Annotated in this window: 14 protein-coding genes; 9 read left to right on the forward strand and 5 right to left on the reverse strand. The window is 61.1% G+C overall.

Annotated features, from left to right (window positions below):
* Positions 1-13: 13 nt before the first annotated feature.
* Positions 14-1,189: an amino acid ABC transporter permease gene (locus AC097W_RS01370; protein ID WP_479600457.1), complete on the reverse strand. Its 1,176-nt coding sequence runs from the start codon at positions 1,187-1,189 to the stop codon at positions 14-16.
* Positions 1,190-1,304: 115 nt separating this feature from the next.
* A complete protein-coding gene (locus tag AC097W_RS01375; protein WP_479601277.1) occupies positions 1,305-2,333 on the reverse strand; it encodes an amino acid ABC transporter substrate-binding protein in 1,029 nt (342 codons plus the stop codon).
* A gap of 368 nt (positions 2,334-2,701) precedes the next feature.
* Here AC097W_RS01375 and AC097W_RS01380 point away from each other — a divergent pair, with 368 nt between their 5' ends.
* From AC097W_RS01380 to AC097W_RS01395, 4 genes are read left to right on the forward strand one after another with little or no spacing between them, the layout of a single operon-like run.
* Positions 2,702-4,390 carry a long-chain fatty acid--CoA ligase gene (locus tag AC097W_RS01380; protein WP_479600458.1) on the forward strand — a complete coding sequence of 563 codons (1,689 nt, stop codon included), beginning with the start codon at positions 2,702-2,704 and terminating at the stop codon, positions 4,388-4,390.
* Positions 4,390-5,283, forward strand: a complete 894-nt coding sequence (locus tag AC097W_RS01385) for an ion transporter (RefSeq protein ID WP_479600459.1) — start codon at positions 4,390-4,392, stop codon at positions 5,281-5,283. Before AC097W_RS01380 ends, AC097W_RS01385 begins: the two co-directional genes overlap by 1 nt.
* Positions 5,276-6,313, forward strand: a complete 1,038-nt coding sequence (locus AC097W_RS01390; protein ID WP_479600460.1) for a methionine synthase — start codon at positions 5,276-5,278, stop codon at positions 6,311-6,313. Before AC097W_RS01385 ends, AC097W_RS01390 begins: the two co-directional genes overlap by 8 nt.
* A complete protein-coding gene (locus tag AC097W_RS01395) occupies positions 6,313-7,530 on the forward strand; it encodes a serine hydrolase domain-containing protein (protein WP_479600461.1) in 1,218 nt (405 codons plus the stop codon). Before AC097W_RS01390 ends, AC097W_RS01395 begins: the two co-directional genes overlap by 1 nt.
* A 92-nt stretch (positions 7,531-7,622) precedes the next feature.
* On the opposite strand, the gene AC097W_RS01400 is transcribed toward AC097W_RS01395, so the two are convergent.
* Positions 7,623-8,672 (reverse strand): NADP-dependent oxidoreductase, encoded by a 1,050-nt coding sequence (locus tag AC097W_RS01400; protein WP_479600462.1) that lies wholly within the window; start codon positions 8,670-8,672, stop codon positions 7,623-7,625.
* A 142-nt stretch (positions 8,673-8,814) separates the two neighbouring features.
* Here AC097W_RS01400 and AC097W_RS01405 point away from each other — a divergent pair, with 142 nt between their 5' ends.
* The 5 genes from AC097W_RS01405 to AC097W_RS01425 are packed head-to-tail and all read left to right on the forward strand — an operon-like array spanning position 8,815 to position 13,632.
* A complete protein-coding gene (locus AC097W_RS01405) occupies positions 8,815-10,059 on the forward strand; it encodes a saccharopine dehydrogenase family protein (RefSeq protein WP_479600463.1) in 1,245 nt (414 codons plus the stop codon).
* Between the two features lie 6 nt (positions 10,060-10,065).
* A complete protein-coding gene (locus tag AC097W_RS01410; RefSeq protein ID WP_479600464.1) occupies positions 10,066-10,881 on the forward strand; it encodes an SDR family NAD(P)-dependent oxidoreductase in 816 nt (271 codons plus the stop codon).
* Between the two features lie 27 nt (positions 10,882-10,908).
* Positions 10,909-11,190 (forward strand): DUF427 domain-containing protein, encoded by a 282-nt coding sequence (locus AC097W_RS01415; RefSeq protein ID WP_479600465.1) that lies wholly within the window; start codon positions 10,909-10,911, stop codon positions 11,188-11,190.
* Between the two features lie 36 nt (positions 11,191-11,226).
* Positions 11,227-11,985 carry a 2OG-Fe dioxygenase family protein gene (locus tag AC097W_RS01420; protein WP_479600466.1) on the forward strand — a complete coding sequence of 253 codons (759 nt, stop codon included), beginning with the start codon at positions 11,227-11,229 and terminating at the stop codon, positions 11,983-11,985.
* A gap of 36 nt (positions 11,986-12,021) precedes the next feature.
* A complete protein-coding gene (locus tag AC097W_RS01425; RefSeq protein ID WP_479600467.1) occupies positions 12,022-13,632 on the forward strand; it encodes a GGDEF domain-containing response regulator in 1,611 nt (536 codons plus the stop codon).
* 26 nt (positions 13,633-13,658) lie between these two features.
* On the opposite strand, the gene AC097W_RS01430 is transcribed toward AC097W_RS01425, so the two are convergent.
* Together AC097W_RS01430 and AC097W_RS01435 are read right to left on the reverse strand one after the other, a co-directional pair.
* On the reverse strand, positions 13,659-14,180 hold the full coding sequence (locus AC097W_RS01430) for a hemerythrin domain-containing protein (RefSeq protein ID WP_479600468.1): 522 nt from the start codon (positions 14,178-14,180) through the stop codon (positions 13,659-13,661).
* An 86-nt stretch (positions 14,181-14,266) separates the two neighbouring features.
* Positions 14,267-16,957, reverse strand: coding sequence for a bifunctional acetate--CoA ligase family protein/GNAT family N-acetyltransferase (locus tag AC097W_RS01435; RefSeq protein ID WP_479600469.1), 2,691 nt, complete (start codon positions 16,955-16,957; stop codon positions 14,267-14,269).
* Positions 16,958-16,964 lie beyond the last annotated feature (7 nt).

Here is a 16,964-nt window from a genome sequence, read left to right on the forward strand (position 1 = left end):
GGCCGTATTCCGATCAACGTTCCTGAATCGCGGAGCGCGTGTTGTACCAATTCATCAGCAGGGAGGTACTCAATGAAGTGGTCAGATACACCAGCATGACGATGGCAATGCATTCCACTGCCCGCCCGGTCTGGTTCAGCGCGGTGTTGGCAATGGACACGACGTCCGGGTAGCCAATCGCGACGGCCAGTGAGGAGTTCTTGGTCAAATTCAAAAACTGGTTCGTCATGGGCGGAATGATGACGCGCAAGGCTTGCGGCAGCATCACCAGTCGCATGGACTGGCTCGGGTTCAAGCCCAGCGCAGCCGCTGCCTCGCCCTGGCCACGCGCCACGGATTGAATGCCGGAGCGAACCACTTCAGCAACAAACGCAGCCGTGTAGACCGTGAGGCCAATCAGAACCGATAGAAATTCCGGCGTCAGCGAGCCTCCGTTTTCGATGGAGAAATCACCTTTAATGGGAGAGTCAAAAGTGCTTGGCGCCCCGCCAGCCAGCCAGCCCAGAACGCCACCTGCCAATACGATCGCCAGAGGAGTCCAGAACATGCTCCTGAGTTGACCGGTGGCTTCAAATCGCTTGAACGCCCATTTGCGGTATAAAACAGCCAGCGCGCAGCCAGCGACCAATCCGAACAGCGCCCACAAGTGGCCAATCGCCCAGACGGGTACCGGAAAACTCAGACCGCCCTTGCTCAAAAAGACAGGGCCTATTACCCAGGCGTCGGCAGAGGCGGGCAGGACTTCGGTGAAGAGCAGGTACCACATCAGAAGTTGCAGCAACACGGGCACGTTGCGAAACAGCTCGACATAGCCGTAGCAAACACCGCGTACCAGGGCATTGCGCGAAAATCGGCCCACACCCAGCAGTGTGCCCAAAATGGTGGTCAGGATGATGCCAAGGATGGCCACCCGCAGTGTGTTGGTAATACCCACAAGAAAAGCTTGCCAGTAGGGCTGGGCCGAATCAAACGGATACAGGCTTTCCCCGATATCAAAACCGGCGGGGCCGCTCAAAAAGTCAAACCCGCTCTGGATGCCGCGGATCTTCATGTTGTTCAGTGTGTTGTGCGCCAGAAACCAGACGACCGCAACAATCAGCCCGATGGCGACGGCCTGGTAGATCAGGCCTCTGAATGCCTCACTGCGCCAGGACCAGTTTTTCTTTTTGGGTGGGGACTTCTGCGTCATGGTCGTGCCGTGTCAAAAGTGGACTGGATCAGTCAAAAGGACAAAAAAAACTGCTGCCAGTACAAACGATTTGTACCAACAGCAGCATTCGCCCCGGCTAGCGTTCAGCGAAGAATCAACGCACCGGATAGGCGTACATCAAACCACCCTTGTTCCACTGGTTGTTCAGGCCACGTGGCAGAGCCAGCGGTGACTTGGGGCCTACATTGCGCTCGAAAATCTCGCCATAGTTGCCGGTCGCTGCAATAGCGCGTGCCAGCCATGCCTTGTCCAAGCCCAGCAGTTTGCCGGTGTCTTCATTGCCGCCACCCAACAGACGTTGTACGACGGGGTCGGTGCTGGCTTTCATCTGTTCCACGCTGGCCTGTGTCACGCCATACTCTTCGGCTTCAATCAGGCCATACATGACCCATTTGACAACGGCAAACCACTCGTCATCACCCCGGCGAACCATGGGGCCCAGTGGCTCTTTGGAGATCAGCTCAGGCAGGATCATGTGCTCTTTGGGGTCCTTGGCAACCTTGTTGCGGGTGGACGCCAGACCGGACGCGTCGGTGGTGTACGCAATGCAACGCCCTGTGAAGTAGGCGTTTTCTGCCGCTTCCAGTTTTTCAAACACCACCGGCTTGATCGCCAGCGCGTTGGCCTTGGAGTAGTCGGTCAGGTTTTTCTCGGTGGTCGTGCCGGACTGCACGCACACGGTTTGGCCTTTGAGCTGCTTGGCGCTCTTGATCTTGCTCTTGACGGGCACCATGAAACCCTGGCCGTCGTAGTAGTTGGTCACGGTGGAACTCAGGCCCAGTGACGCATCACGGGTCAGGGTGAACGTGGTGTTGCGCGCCAGAATGTCCACTTCGCCGGACTGCAGAGCCGTGAAACGCTGTTGGGCGTTCAGGGGCACGTATTTGACCTTTTCGGGATCGCTCAGGGTCGCCGCTGCCAGTGCACGGCACACGTCCACATCCATGCCAGACCACTTGCCAGCAGAGTCCGCTGCGGCAAAACCGGCCAGACCGGTATTGACGCCGCAAACGACTTGCCCCCGCGACTTGATGGCGTCCAGCGTTTTGCCTGCGTGCGCGGGCATGGCCAGCAGTGCGCCCAAAGATGCGACTACTGCGGCGGCCAATTTGGCTTGTTTCATGGTCATGAATCGTTCTCCAACTTCAATGTTCATATTAGGAAATAACGCCAGCCATGTTTCGGCCGGGCGTCAACTCAGGCAGGATGTTAGTCCTGCATTGTCGCGGCGCCCCCCCGGGTTTGCACGGGGATACCATGCGGAATTTGCATATCTAAATACGAAACTCCCAGTTCCTGTTGGAGCGACCCAAGTGACTATGCACAATCCGTGCCATTTTCGTGCGCAAACATCTTGCATGTCCCTTGTGAAATACGGGTTTTCCGGCGTCGCACACGCGACTTCAAAGGTGGGTGCGTTGGGGCCGACCCGGATGCGGCCCCGGTCGGTGCGCGATACCCTTGCAGGGTTCATTCGTTTCAGGAGTCTTTGTGCGCGCACATTTCAAGTTTTGGCCAAAACGGCTGCCCCACGCCATCACGGTCCCGGCCACGTCCTTGTGGGACAACCTGGAGACGAGCGCACGGCGTTACCCGGACAAAGCGGCGCTGGTGTTCTTCGGAACGGTTTTGACCTATGCCGGTCTGCTACAAAAAGCAGAGCGCCTTGCGCAGTGTTTACGGGGGCTAGGGGTCGAAAAGGGTGACAGGGTCGTGCTGAGCATGCAGAACTGCCCACAGCTCATCATTGCCCACTTTGCGATTCTGCGGGCCAACGCAGTGGTGGTGCCGGTCAATCCGATGAACCGCTCCGAAGAACTCAAGCACTACATCACCGACCCCGATGCCAAGGTGGCCATCACCACTGCGGACCTGGCCGCCGAGCTGGCCCGTGCCAGTGACGCACTGGACGCGAAGGACCGCCTGGCCCATCTGATCGTCACGCATTTCACGGATGCGTTTGACGCCACCGTGTCGGGCGCCGATGCGCCGCCAGCCGCCTGGAACGATTGGTTGCTGACCCGGCACACACCACCCGCACTGCTGGGGGGACAGGTGCTGGACTGGCATCAGGCAATGGCGGCAACCGGAGCCTTGCCCGCGTTGCTGGTCGGCCCTGCCGATCTGGCTATTCTTCCCTACACCAGCGGCACCACCGGCCTCCCCAAAGGCTGCATGCACCCGCACAGCAGCATCATGCACAACGCGGTGGCCAGCGGTTTGTGGGGCAACGGTACGGCTGAAAATGTGGTGCTGGTCGTGGTGCCCATGTTCCATATCACTGGCATGGTCAGCGTGATGCACACCAGCATCCGCAGCGGCGCGACGCTGATCGTCATGCCGCGCTGGGACCGCGATCTGGCAGGCCGCCTGATCTCGCGCTGGCGGGTGACCCACTGGACCAACATCCCCACCATGGTGATTGATCTCATGGGCAGCCCCCACTTCGGCAGTTACGACCTGTCCAGTCTGGTCTACATCGGCGGTGGCGGCGCAGCCATGCCGCAGGCGGTGGCGCAGCGCCTGCTGGAGCAGTTTGATTTGCGTTATGTGGAGGGCTATGGCCTGACGGAAACCGCCGCCCCCTCGCACAGCAACCCGCCCGACGCGCCCAAGCAGCAGTGTCTGGGTATCCCCTTCATGAGCACCGACGCGCGAGTGGTGGACCCTGACACCCTGCAGGAGATGGCGGTAGGCGAGCAGGGTGAAATCATCCTGCACGGCCCCGAGGTGTTTCGGGGTTACTGGAAGCGGCCCGAGGCCACGGCGGCTGCATTTGTCGAGATGGATGGAAAGTCGTTTTTCCGCTCGGGTGACCTGGGCCGGGTCGATGAAGATGGCTACTTCTTTCTGACCGACCGCCTCAAACGCATGATCAACGCGTCGGGCTTCAAAGTCTGGCCCGCCGAGGTGGAGGCTCTGATGTACCGCCACCCGGCCATCCAGGAAGCCTGCATCATCGCGACGCAGGACAGCTACCGCGGCGAGTCCGTGAAGGCGGTGGTGGTATTGCGGTCCACACACCAGGACCTGGTAACCGAGCAGGACATCATCGACTGGTGTCGTGAGAACATGGCGGTCTACAAAGTGCCGCGCCAGGTGCAGTTTGTGCAAACCTTGCCCAAGAGTGGCACAGGCAAAGTCATGTGGCGTACCTTGCAGGAAGCAGAAGGAAAGTAATGGCAGTTTCGTTTGAAGAGGCGCTGGGCAAGCCACTCGCCGGCTGGCGGCTGCGCCTCTACACCATCATTTTCGAGGCTGACACGCGGGCGGGGCGTCTGTTTGACCAGTGGCTGATCGCGATCATTCTGGCCAGTGTGGCGGCGGTGGTGCTCGACAGCGTGCAGAGCCCTGGCTCCGGGTTTGACAGGGCGTTTGCCATCAGTGAGTGGGTCTTCACCGTCGCCTTTACGCTGGAGTACGTGGCGCGCTTGTTGTGTGTGCGCCATCCGCTGCGCTACGCCCGGAGCTTTTTCGGGGTGATTGACCTGCTCGCGCTGCTGCCCACCTACATTGCATTGCTGGTGCCTGAAGTGCACGCGTTGATTGATGTGCGGGTACTGCGCCTGCTGCGGGTGTTTCGGGTGTTCAAGCTGACAGCGTATGTGTCGGAGTACCAGTCTCTGGGGCGCGCCCTGAGCGCCAGTCGGCGCAAGATTCTGGTGTTTTTGGCAGCGGTGCTGATGATCGTGCTGGTCATGGGCACGCTGATGTATGTGGTGGAGGGCCCCGCCAATGGCTTCACCAATATTCCGACCTCGGTGTACTGGGCCATCACCACCATGACCACGGTCGGGTTTGGCGACATCACCCCCAAGACTGACCTGGGTCGCCTGATTGCCTCGGTCATGATGCTGCTGGGCTGGGGCACTCTGGCGGTGCCGACCGGCATCGTCACGGCCGAGATGACCCTGCGCCGCGCCAACGAGCCGTCCACTACACGCACCTGCCACGAATGCCTCACCGAGGGCCACCAGGCAGAGGCCAATTTTTGTCTGCATTGCGGCGCCAAGCTGCCGCAGTACCAGCGCGACGCAACCCATACCAACCAACCGGAGTCCCCCCATGTTTGAAACCGCTATTGCCGGCAGCCTGCCCAAGCCCTCGTGGCTGTCTGAAACCGAAAAACTCTGGCCGCAGTGGACGCTGGCCGGAGCCGAATTGCAGCAGGCCAAGGCCGACGCCACGCTCCTGTGGATCAAGGCCCAGGAGGACGCAGGGCTCGACATCGTGGGCGATGGCGAGCAAAGCCGCCAGCACTTTGTGCACGGCTTTCTGGAGCAGGTCGAAGGCATTGACTTTGACAACAAGGTCACCATGGGCATCCGCAACAACCGCTACGACGCCCAGGTGCCGCAGGTGATTGCGCCGCTGCGCTTCAAAGGCCGGGTGCACGCCTTTGAAGCGCAGCTGGCCCGCGCCCACACCAAAAAGAAACTGAAGTTCACGCTGCCCGGCCCATTGACGATTGTGGACACGGTGGCCGACCGCTTCTATGGCGACAAGCAGAAGATGGCATTCGCGTTTGCCGAGTTGCTCAACCAGGAAGCGCTGGCGCTGCAGGCGGATGGCGTGGACATCATCCAGTTTGATGAGCCCGCCTTCAATGTCTACGGGCAGGACGCTGCAGACTGGGGCGTCAAGGCACTGGAACGTGCAGCGCAAGGCTTGACCTGCACCACCGCCGTGCATATTTGCTACGGCTACGGCATCAAGGCCAACACCGACTGGAAAGAAACCCTGGGCCAGGAGTGGCGCCAATACGCGCAAGTGTTCCCCGCGCTGGCCAAAAGCAGCATCCAGCAGGTGAGCCTGGAGTGCTACCACTCGCATGTGCCGCCCGAGTTGATGGCGCTGCTGGAGGGCAAGGACGTGATGGTCGGCGTGATTGATGTGGCCAGCGATGTGATTGAAACCCCTGAGCAGGTGGCCGACACCATCGGCCTGGCACTGCAGCACGTACCCCGCAATCGCCTGTTCCCCTGCACCAACTGCGGGCTGGCCCCGATGAGCCGCGAAGTGGCAGTGAAAAAACTCGAAGCCCTGGCGCAAGGCGCGGCACTGGCCCGCCAGCGCTACGGCCAACTGGGAGCAGGCGCTTGATGCAGCACCACACACCCTTGCCTGATGGCCAACCTGAAACCGTGGGTTTTTGCCCAGACCGCACCGCCAACCTCATGCGCGTGCTGCAGACCGAGGTGGACAGCCAGCGCCTGCCCGGTGCTGTCGCCCTGATTGCGCGCAAAGGCCAGGTGCTGCTGAACGCGCGCGTGGGCCAACAGATCCCGGCAAACGCGACGACAGGGGCCACGCCCATGGCGCTGGATTCCATTTTTCGCATCTACTCCATGACCAAACCCATCGTCTCGGTGGCGATCATGATGCTCATGGAGCAGGGCAAGCTGCTGCTCAGCGACCCGGTCGCCCGGCACCTGCCCGAGTTTGCCGGTGTGCAGGTCGCCCACCATCAGGGCGGCCACAGTACGCTGCATAGCCCCAAAGCGGCCCCCACGGTGCAAGACCTGCTGCGCCACACTTCCGGCTTGACCTACGAGATTTTGGGCAGTGAGCCCATCCAGCGCCAGTATGCGCAGGCGCGCCTGGGTTCGCGTGAGCACACCAACGCCGAGTTCTCCCAGGCGTTGGCCGCCATCCCGCTGATGTTTGAGCCCGGCACCGTGTGGGAATACAGCCGTGCGACCGACCTGCTGGGCGCGCTGGTGGAAGCGGTCAGCGGCCAAACGCTGGGCGTGTTTTTGCACGAGAACATCCTCGGCCCGTTAGGCATGGTGGACACGTCGTTTGTTGTGCCACCCGACAAGCACCACCGCATCGCCGAGCCGTTCGAGAAAGATCCCGATGGTGGCGTGGCCATGCGCCTCATGGACATTCGCAAACCCGCACCGATGGAAGCCGGTGGCGCCGGTCTGGCATCCACCGCAGCAGACTACGCGCGCTTTTTGCAGTGCCTGCTGAATGGGGGTGCGCTGAACGGCGTGCGCATTCTGGGCCCGAACACCGTGCGCTACATGACGGCCGACCACCTGGGGAGCATCGGCGTACACCGCGCCGGGCGTTCCGGTGAGTTGCTGGCACCCGGCCACGGCTTTGGTCTGGGCTTTGCAGTGCGCCTGGAGGACGGTGTGGGCGCTGCGCCTGGCACCAAGGGCTTGTACTTCTGGGGTGGTATTGCGGGCACTACGTTCTTTGTGGACCCGGCCAAAGACTTCTTCGCCCTGATGATGATCCAGGCCCCCAATCAGCGCGACTACTACCGCCCGCTGTTCAGGAACCTGGTGTACGCGGCGCTGCTGGAGTAATTGCAAGCCAAATCGGGCTGTAGCCCTGGTGGAATATGCACGAGCAGCTATAAAATCAATAGCAATTCGCGCATTCCGTCAACCGGATACAGTCAGGCTTTCGCTACTTCCAGCACCAGCTTGCCGAAATTCTCGCCGTTGAACAGCTTGAGCAGGGTTTCGGGGAAGGTCTGCAGGCCTACCACCACGTCTTCCTTGCTCTTCATGCGGCCATCCTTGATGTAGCCCGCCATCTCGGCAATGGCCAGGTGGTAGCGGTCGGCGTAGTCAAACACCACAATGCCTTCCATGCGCGCGCGGTTCACCAGCAGGCTCAGGTAGTTCTTGGGGCCTTGCACGGCGGTGGTGTTGTTGTACTGGCTGATGGCGCCGCAAATGATGATGCGCGCACCACGGGTGATTTTGGCCAGCACGTCGTCCAGAATTTCGCCGCCCACGTTGTCAAAGTAGATGTCCACGCCTTTGGGGCAATGTTCCTTCAAACCCGCGCGCACCGCACCGGGCCCGGCCTTGTAGTCAATGCAGGCGTCAAAGCCCAGCTCTTTCACTACCCATTCGCACTTGGCAGCGCCACCGGCGATGCCGACCACGCGGCAGCCTTTGAGTTTGGCAATCTGGCCCACAGTCTGACCCACGGCGCCCGCGGCACCGGACACCACCACGGTTTCACCCGCTTTGGGCATGCCCACGTCCATGAGTCCAAAGTAGCCGGTCATGCCGGGCATGCCCAGCACGTTGAGCCACTGGGTGAGGCTGCCCATGCGAAGGTCGATCTTGGCCAGGCCATTGCGCTTGATTTCATCCTTGGCAATGGTGGTGTATTCCTGCACGCCGAAGCTGGCGCTCACGTAGTCGCCCACGGCAAACTGGTCGTTTTTGGACGCAATCACCTGGCCTACACCGCCAGCGCGCATGACTTCGCCAATGCCGACGGGGGGGATGTAGCTCTTGCCTTCGTTCATCCAGCCGCGCATGGCCGGGTCCAGCGAGAGCGCCAGGGTTTTCAGCAAAACGCCACCCTCAGCGGGTTCAGCGACCGGCTCCGAGGTGTGGCTCCAGTCGCTGGACTTGGGCATTCCCACCGGGCGGGCGGCCAGACGGATTTGGTGGTTGACGAGGTTGTTGAGGCTGGCAAGGGACATTTGAATAACTCCACAGTGGGGGAAACAGCCGCGCATCGTAGCGCGGTCGGCATTTTTGGGGCGTTGCCAACGCGACAGGCCTCGGGTGGTACCGGGTTTTGATTGCGTCTATGCTCCGTGGGCTCTTTGAAGGAAACACCCCATGGCCGCAAGCAAACGATCCCGAAAATACGATGTGGTTCTGTACGGTGCCAGCGGCTTTGTGGGGCGCCAGACGGCAGCCTACTTTGCCCGGCATCCTCAGGTCAGAACCATGGGTGTAACCTGGGCGCTGGCGGGTCGCTCGGCCGACAAACTGGAGGCGGTGCGCAGAGCGTGCGGTGCGCCCAGCGTGGGCATGGTGGTGGCCGAAGCCCATGATGCCGCGGCCATGGATGCACTGGCGCGCAACGCCACGGTGGTACTCAGCACCGCCGGGCCCTTTGCGCTGTATGGCAGCGAACTGGTGGCGGCCTGCGTGCGCCACGGTACGCACTACGTAGACATCACGGGCGAGACCCCGTGGGTCAAAGGATTGATTGACCGCCACCACCAGGATGCCGAGCGCACCGGTGCGCGCATCATCCCGTTTTGCGGGTTTGATTCCATCCCGTCCGACCTGAGCGCCCGACTGGCCCAGGAGGCCATGTGGGCGCAGCATGGCGAGGCTTGCAGCAGCGTGAAGACGGCGTTCAGTATTCGGGGTGGTTTCAATGGCGGCACGGTAGCATCCATGCTCAATATGTTTGCATCGGGGGAAGCCAAGGCGGTGGCCGATCCGTTTTTGCTCAACCCCGACCGAATGCGCCCCGCCAACGCGCAAGTCCATGCCGACCCCATCGGCCCGCGGCATGACGCTGATTTTTCTGCCTGGCTGGGGCCGTTCTTCATGGCGCCCATCAACACCCGCGTGGTGCGCCGCAGCGCCGCTTTGCTGGGCTACGGCGAAGACTTTTCGTATCAGGAATACCTGCGATTGGGCAAAGGGCCTGCAGCGGCCGTGGCGGCCACGGTGCTGAGCGCGGGCTCGCTGGCATCGCAGGCGGCGCTCCAGTGGTCACTGGTGCGCAAGGCGGCGGCACGGTTTGCTCCGGCGCCCGGCGAAGGCCCGTCAGAAGACAGCATGGACAAGGGATCGTTTCGCTGTCAGTGGGTAGGCCACAGCGCGGGCGGGAAAAGGGTAAAGGGTTCCATTTCCGACCAGGGCGACCCCGGTAACCGTGCCACCACCAAGATGCTGTGTGAATCCGCTCTTGCGCTGGCACTGCAGCTGGACGACCTGCCGGGTGGCCGCAGCCACGGTGGCTTGCTCACACCCGCCAGTGGCCTGGGCGATGTGCTGGTGCAGCGCTTGCGGCTGGCGGGCATGACGCTTAAAGTTGATGTGCCCACCAGTACCAACCGCTGAATCACCATGCCAAAAAAAAATCCAAGCAAACCGGCCACCCAGACCGCGCTGATCACCGGTGCATCGTCAGGCATTGGGGAGGCCTTGGCCCATTGCTTTGCTGCGGCCCACTTTGATCTGGTGCTGGTTGCGCGCAGCGAAGATAAATTGAACACGCTGGCCCAAGCGCTTACAGAGCAACATGGCGTAGCCGTGCGTGTACAGCCCGCAGATCTGTCGCAACCCGGCGTGGCGGCCCGGTTGATGGCCGCCCTCAAGCGCAAGGGTTGCCAAGTGGACGTGCTGGTGAATTGCGCGGGTGTGCTGGAGCAGGGTGCCTTTACCGCCATACCGCAGCGCAGTCACCAGCAAATCATTGACCTCAATATTTCGGGTCTGACGGCCATGCTGTCGGTGTTTGTGCCACCCATGGTGGAGCGCGGCGGTGGACGGGTGTTGAACGTGGCGTCCATCGGGGCCTTTCAGCCGGTGCCGCTGCTGGCCAGCTATGCGGCCAGCAAGGCGTATGTGCTGTCGCTCTCCGAATCGCTGTCCGAAGAGCTCAAGGGCACCGGGGTCACCGTTACCGCGCTGTGCCCCGGCATTACCGCCACCCACATGCTGGACAAAGCAGCCACCGCCAACGCCAAGGTCACCCGCATTCCAGACTTTTTGGTGGGCGACGTTGGTGACGTGGCTGCCAGCGCGTTTGACGCCTGCATGCAAGGCGATGCCATCTGCGTGCCGGGGGTTATCAACCAGGCGGCCATGATCGCCTCGCGTGGAGCGCCAAAATGGCTGATTCGCCGTATTGGCGGCCTGCTGGGTCGCAAAGCGTTGTAGTTGCCTATTTTTTTGAAGGACCAGCTTATGAAAGCCATGTGGAATGGCGCAGTCATTGCGCAAAGTGACGATACCGTTACCGTGGAGGGCAACCACTATTTCCCCGCGAGTTCTCTCAACCGGGACTTCGTGCAGTTCAGCAACCACAAGACCATGTGCTCGTGGAAAGGGCAGGCCAGTTACTACTCCTTGCTGGTGAATGGCGAAATGAATGTGGATGCCGTCTGGTACTACGCAGACCCCAAGCCAGAGGCCGAGAGCGTGCGGGATCGTGTGGCATTCTGGAAGGGCGTTACCGTCTCGCCATGAGTCAAACAGCCGGTCGGCCGCGTTAAGCTATCGGGCATGAAGATCCTGCCCCCGACCGACAACCTCTCTCCCCCCTGCGTTGCACCTGCCGACCTGATCGCCACACTGTGCGGCCAGGGCTATGCCGTGCTGGACGCACAAGCCGTGTCGACTCTTTCAGGCGTTCCCCTGAGTGACCTCTATGCGCTGGTGCCTAGCTGGAACGCGCTGCCGCCGGATGAATACCTCAAGGATGGTGGTCGCTACCGGCGCAGGCGCCATTCCTGCTTTGTAATGAAGGACGGCACCGCAGAGCAGGTTCCCCACCGAGCCCATTGGCAGCCTGTGGATTACAACGCCTTGCATGGCGGCATGCAGCGGTGGTTTGAGCCCATGGACTCCGCTACGGTTTTCAGCGCAGCATGGCCGAAGCTGTTGCTGTCGCTGGCGTCGGTGTGTTCGCAGCTCAAGGGTGCGCAGACGTGGTTTGCGGAAGCGCACCAGTTTCGTATTGACACCACCGACGGCATTGGCCGGCCGACTCCCGAAGGCGCACACCGGGACGGGGTTGACCTGGTGGCTGTTTTTATGGTCGACCGCCAGGGCGTCAAGGGTGGTGAGACCCGCGTGTTCGATGCAGCCGGACCCAATGGACAGCGCTTTACGCTGAGCGAGCCGTGGTCGGTGCTCCTGCTCGACGACGCACGGGTAATTCACGAATCGACGCCGATTCAACCATTGGCCGAAGGTGGACACCGCGATACGCTGGTCGTCACCCTGCGTGCAGGTGGGTTTCAGAGCGAAACCGCGGCCTGATAAACCCTGCTGTTTGCGTTAGCCACAAGGAAAAAAATGTCTTGCTCTCCCGTAGAACTCCAGAAAAAAAGCGACGAATTCCTGACCAAATGGGAATCCGGTAAAAACCAGCTCAGTTTTGACGGGTTTGTCGAGTTTGCGGTCACCGTCTCCAGTTTCACGGCATTTCTGGACAGCAAGGGCCTCTCTGGTCTGCACCAGCTTGCGCACGCCCTGGAGCAGAAAGTTTTGTCGCTGTTTGACAATCAAGAGCCCGGCGGCGCGATGCCTGTGGCCGCGCTGAATGAGCTGGATGTCCATATTACCGATTTGGGCGCCCGCGTCGCCACCTTTTTACGGGGCGTTACACAACCTCTTGTGGAGCGCCGCGCCCGCCAGGAAGGCGATGCGGTGATGGAGTTGCTGCAGGCCAAAAAAATCTGGGTGCTGACGCCCGATCCCGCTGAGTGGAAAGATCTGGTTCTGCAAGCGGGACACTTCAATATTCGGGCGGAACTGCGCCGTCCGGACGATGACCAGGCGGATGCGCTGGAGCCCGCGATTGTGCTGGTCGACGCCGTTTCCCTGGAGACTGCGGCGTTCGTCGCAACCGTGCGGGCGTTGCGCAGCCGTTTTTCTGCGAGCAACATCATCGGTCTGAACCTCACATCCGGTTTTGAAACCTTCACACAGGCGCTGGGTGCTGGATGCGATTACTGTTTCCCGGCCGATACGCCGCTGTCCGTGGTGATGGCGCGCATCGTCAAGCTGTGCGGCCATGAAGAAGAGTTGCCCTACCGTGTGCTGGTGGTGGAAGATTCCAGAACCGCAGCCCGCATGATTCAGCGTACGCTGTCGGAGAGCGGCATCGAGTCTATGGCCATTGCCAAGCCGCAAGAGGTGCTCACCAGTCTGGTCTCGTTCCAGCCGGATCTGGTGCTGATGGACATGTTCATGCCCGGGTGCACGGGTGTGGAGGTCACGCGGGTCATTCGCCAGCACGAGGAATTTCTTTCCACGCCCGTGGTGTATTTGTCGGGTGACAGCAGCATTTCACTGCAAGTGGATGCGCTGCGCCTGGGTGGCGACCACTTTCTGACCAAACCGTTCAACCCGGTGATTCTGAATGCCGTGGTGAAAAGCAAGATTGACCGCTACCGCATCCTGCGCCGGTCGATGACTCTGGACAGCCTGACCGGGCTGCTCAACCACACCACCTCCAAGCAGCGGCTCGACACAGCCGTGCAGTCTGCCGTAGCCAGTGGCGCGCCGCTGTGTGTGGCCATGATCGACATTGACCATTTCAAGAACGTGAACGACCGGTATGGCCATCCGATGGGTGACCAGGTCATTCGCAGCATTGCCTGGCTTCTCAAGCAACGCTTGCGTAAGTCCGATGCGGTCGGGCGTTACGGTGGGGAAGAATTTTTGGTCATTCTGGCCCATGCTGATGTATCACGGGCACACCAATTGCTCGAACGCATCCGGATTGACTTTTCGCAGTTTCAGCATCCCGCTCAGGACACTGCGTTTGCCTGCACCTTCTCGGGTGGCATAGCCCAGCTAGCTCCAGGCCAAAGCGTGCAAGCCCTGATCAAGCGGGCCGATGAAGCCTTGTACCAGGCCAAGCGCCAGGGGCGTAACCAGATTGTCGGCGGGGGCGACTGAACGGCGACGCAGTGCTCACGCAGTGCTCACGCAGTGACTTCTGAGGGCTGCGTGAGTGCAGCAGATTCCGAATCGGGTGTCGAGCAGGTGGAGCCACCGCAGCCGTGGATTTCAGCGGTAGGTAACGCATCGGGTGAGTGCACGACGCCAGTGACCGGGTCGTAGCCCACGCGGCGCAGGTGCAGTGCCAGGGACGCATCCATGGCCTGCGCGTGCTGCGGAAACCACAGGGCCAGTTCCCGGGCCATTTGGCGAACCATGGCCAAGTTGCCAGCCTGGCCGCCCACGGCGCCTTCTTTCATGACCTGCAGCACCACCTTGTGCTGCACGCTATGACAGTTGCCAGAGGCGAAACGTGTCTCTGCCATCCAGCGGTCTTCACGGCCAAAGTGGTCTTCGGTATGTTCCACCAGCTGTTGCCAGGCGGGCATCAGGACGGCGTCCGATGCGGCTTCCACCACCGCCAGGAGCTCAACGAATTCCTGGTGGGTGTCGTCCATCAACGGCAGATCAAGCGACAAAGCGTCAGACCAAACGAGAGCGGGCATGCGGGGTTCTCCTGGGAAATGTCCAAACAGGAGGCCGAGCTTACGGGCGCTTGCGCCCCCGCAGCTTGACGAAGGTCATGGAATGCCTACAAGGCGTGCGTCACCAGCTTGAAATCAGCGTCCTCAGGAAATGACTTGACGGCAAACCCCAGGCTTCTCATGAGTTTGAGCATGCCGGGGTTGTTCGCCAGCACCAGGCCGTCCATTTCGGTCAGCCCTTTTTCGCGCGCCACATCCATGATGCTCAGCATCATGCGCGAGCCCAGGCCCTTGCCCTTGAAGTCGTCCGCAATCACCAGCGCAAATTCACAGCTGGACTGGTCGGGGTTGGTGATGTAGCGCGACACGCCCACGATTCGTTCGCTCTCGGTGGTTCCGCGATCCGGGCCTGCACGGCGTTCCTTGACCACGGCTACCAAGGCCATTTCGCGGTCGTAATCAATCAGCGTGAAGCGTGCCAGCATGGTCGGCGGTAGCTCGGTGATGCTGGAGACAAACCGGAAGTAACGGCTCTCGGGTGAGAGGTGGTGCATCAATTCCTGCAGCATTTTGGCGTCATCCGGGTGGATGGGTCGCACGGTGTATTCGCCACCGCCCGGCAAGGGCCACACTTGCTCAAAACGTGCAGGGTAGGGCAAGATGGACAGATGCCCGTAGTTGTTGGCGCGTCCGCTCGATGCCTGGGGTGCGTTGTCGATGACGATGCGTGCATCCACCGCTACCGCGCCCGATTCGTCCACGATGATCGGGTTGATATCCATCTCGCGCAACTGAGGCAATTCGCACACCATTTCCGACACCCGTAGCAGCACTTGCTCCAGGGCGTCCATGTCCACCGCGCTGGCTCCACGCCACTCACCCAAGGTTTCCGCCACACGCGAGCGCTCAATCAGCCGGCGAGCCAAAAACTGGTTGAGTGGCGGCAGCTCCATCGCCCGGTCGTTGATGAGTTCAATCATGGTTCCGCCAGCGCCAAACGCAATTACCGGACCAAACGGATCGTCGGTCACAAGGCCGATGTAGATCTCGCGGCCCCGCTTGTTACTCGCCATGTTTTGCACCGTCACGCCATTGATGCGCGCTTTGGGTTGCAGGCGCGTCACGGTTTGCACCATGTCGTTGTATGCGTCGCGCACGCCGGCCGCATTCGTGATGTTGAGCACCACACCCTGCACATCGGACTTGTGGCTGATATCGGGTGAATCAATCTTCAGGGCAATCGGGAAACCCAGTTGCGTAGCGATCATCATGGCCTCATTGGCACTGCGCGCAAGGATGGTTTTGGTGACCGGAATATGAAAGGCTGCAAGCAGCGTTTTGGATTCCATCTCGGTCAGTACCTTGCGGCGCTCTGCCAGCACACTTTCAATCACCAGACGCGCACCCTCAATATCCGGTTTGGCTAGCGTGGACAGCGGCGGTGGCGTCTGCAACAGCAGTTGCTGGTTTTGATAGAACGAAGCAATGTTGCCAAAGGCTCCGACGGCCGCCTCGGGCGTACGAAAGCTTGGAATGCTGGCTTCGTTCAGAATATTGCGTGCCTCGCCCACGGAGGCATCGCCCATCCAGCATGAAAGTAAGGGCTTGCCCATGGTGCGTTTGACCTCGGCCAGCGCGCGCGCGACGTTCGATGCGTCGGCTCCGGCTTTGGGTGAGTAAATGGCCAGAACGCCGTCAATTGCACTGTCTTTTGCGGCCGCTTCCACAGCCGCCTTGTAGTGCTCCGGGCCTGCGTCTTCCGACAAATCAATCAGATCCGACAGGGATGCAAGCTCGGGTAGCAGTGGTTTGAGCGCGCGCGCGGAATCGGCGGAGAGTTTGCCCAGATGCAGAAAAATTTCATTGACCCAATCGGCTGCGAGCACACCCGGCCCACCGCCGTTGGTCACGATGGCCAGTCGCTTGCCCACCGGGCGATAGCGCGAGGCCAGGCACTTGGCTGCCGAGAACAACTCCACAAACGAGCGCACCCGCACCGCACCGGCACGGCGCAGGGCAGCGTCGAACACATCGTCGCTGCCGACGATGGTTCCGCTATGGGTTTGTGCGGCTTCGTTTCCTGCGGGTTTGCGGCCCGCCTTGAGGACGACGACCGGTTTCGCATTGGCTGCCGAGCGCAGTGCACTCATGAAACGCCTGGCGCTGGAAATGCCTTCCAGATACACCACGATGCTGTGGGTCTGTGCGTCGTTAGCCAAAAAATCCAGCACTTCGGCAATGTCGACCGAGGTATTGGGCCCCAATGAAACGACGCTTGAAAAGCCCACCGCGTTGTTGCTGGCCCAATCGAGAATGGACGAGGTGAGCGCCCCCGACTGTGACACCAGCGCAAGTGAGCCCGGCTTGGCCAGCGGTCCGGCTGCGCTGGCATTGAGCAAGAGCCGCGGGCGTTGCAGCCCCAGGCAATTGGGACCCAGCAGGTGAACGCCTTCTCGGCGGGCGATTTTCTTGAGCTCAGCGGCCAGCTCGGCATTGATCCCGCTGGAGATGATGAGCGCCGTGCGACAGGCCATACGACCCGCGATTTCCAGTGCGGCGGCCACATCTTGTGGCGGCAGCGCAATGATGGCGAGGTCGGCCCGTGTCTGTGCCAGGTCGGCCAGCGTACCGCTGGTGTGGATGTCCAGAAAAACCAGTGTGCCGGTGTAGCGCTGGGCGCGCAGGGCCTCGTGCAGCGCTTTGGCCTGCGTGGTTTGCGTGGCCGGGTCGTCCGCCTGGCCAGCAAAGACGACGATGGACTCGGGGGAGAAGAGGGGGGTGAGGTAGTGTTTGTCCATAGAATTT

Source organism: Rhodoferax sp. GT1R46 (assembly GCF_056521285.1).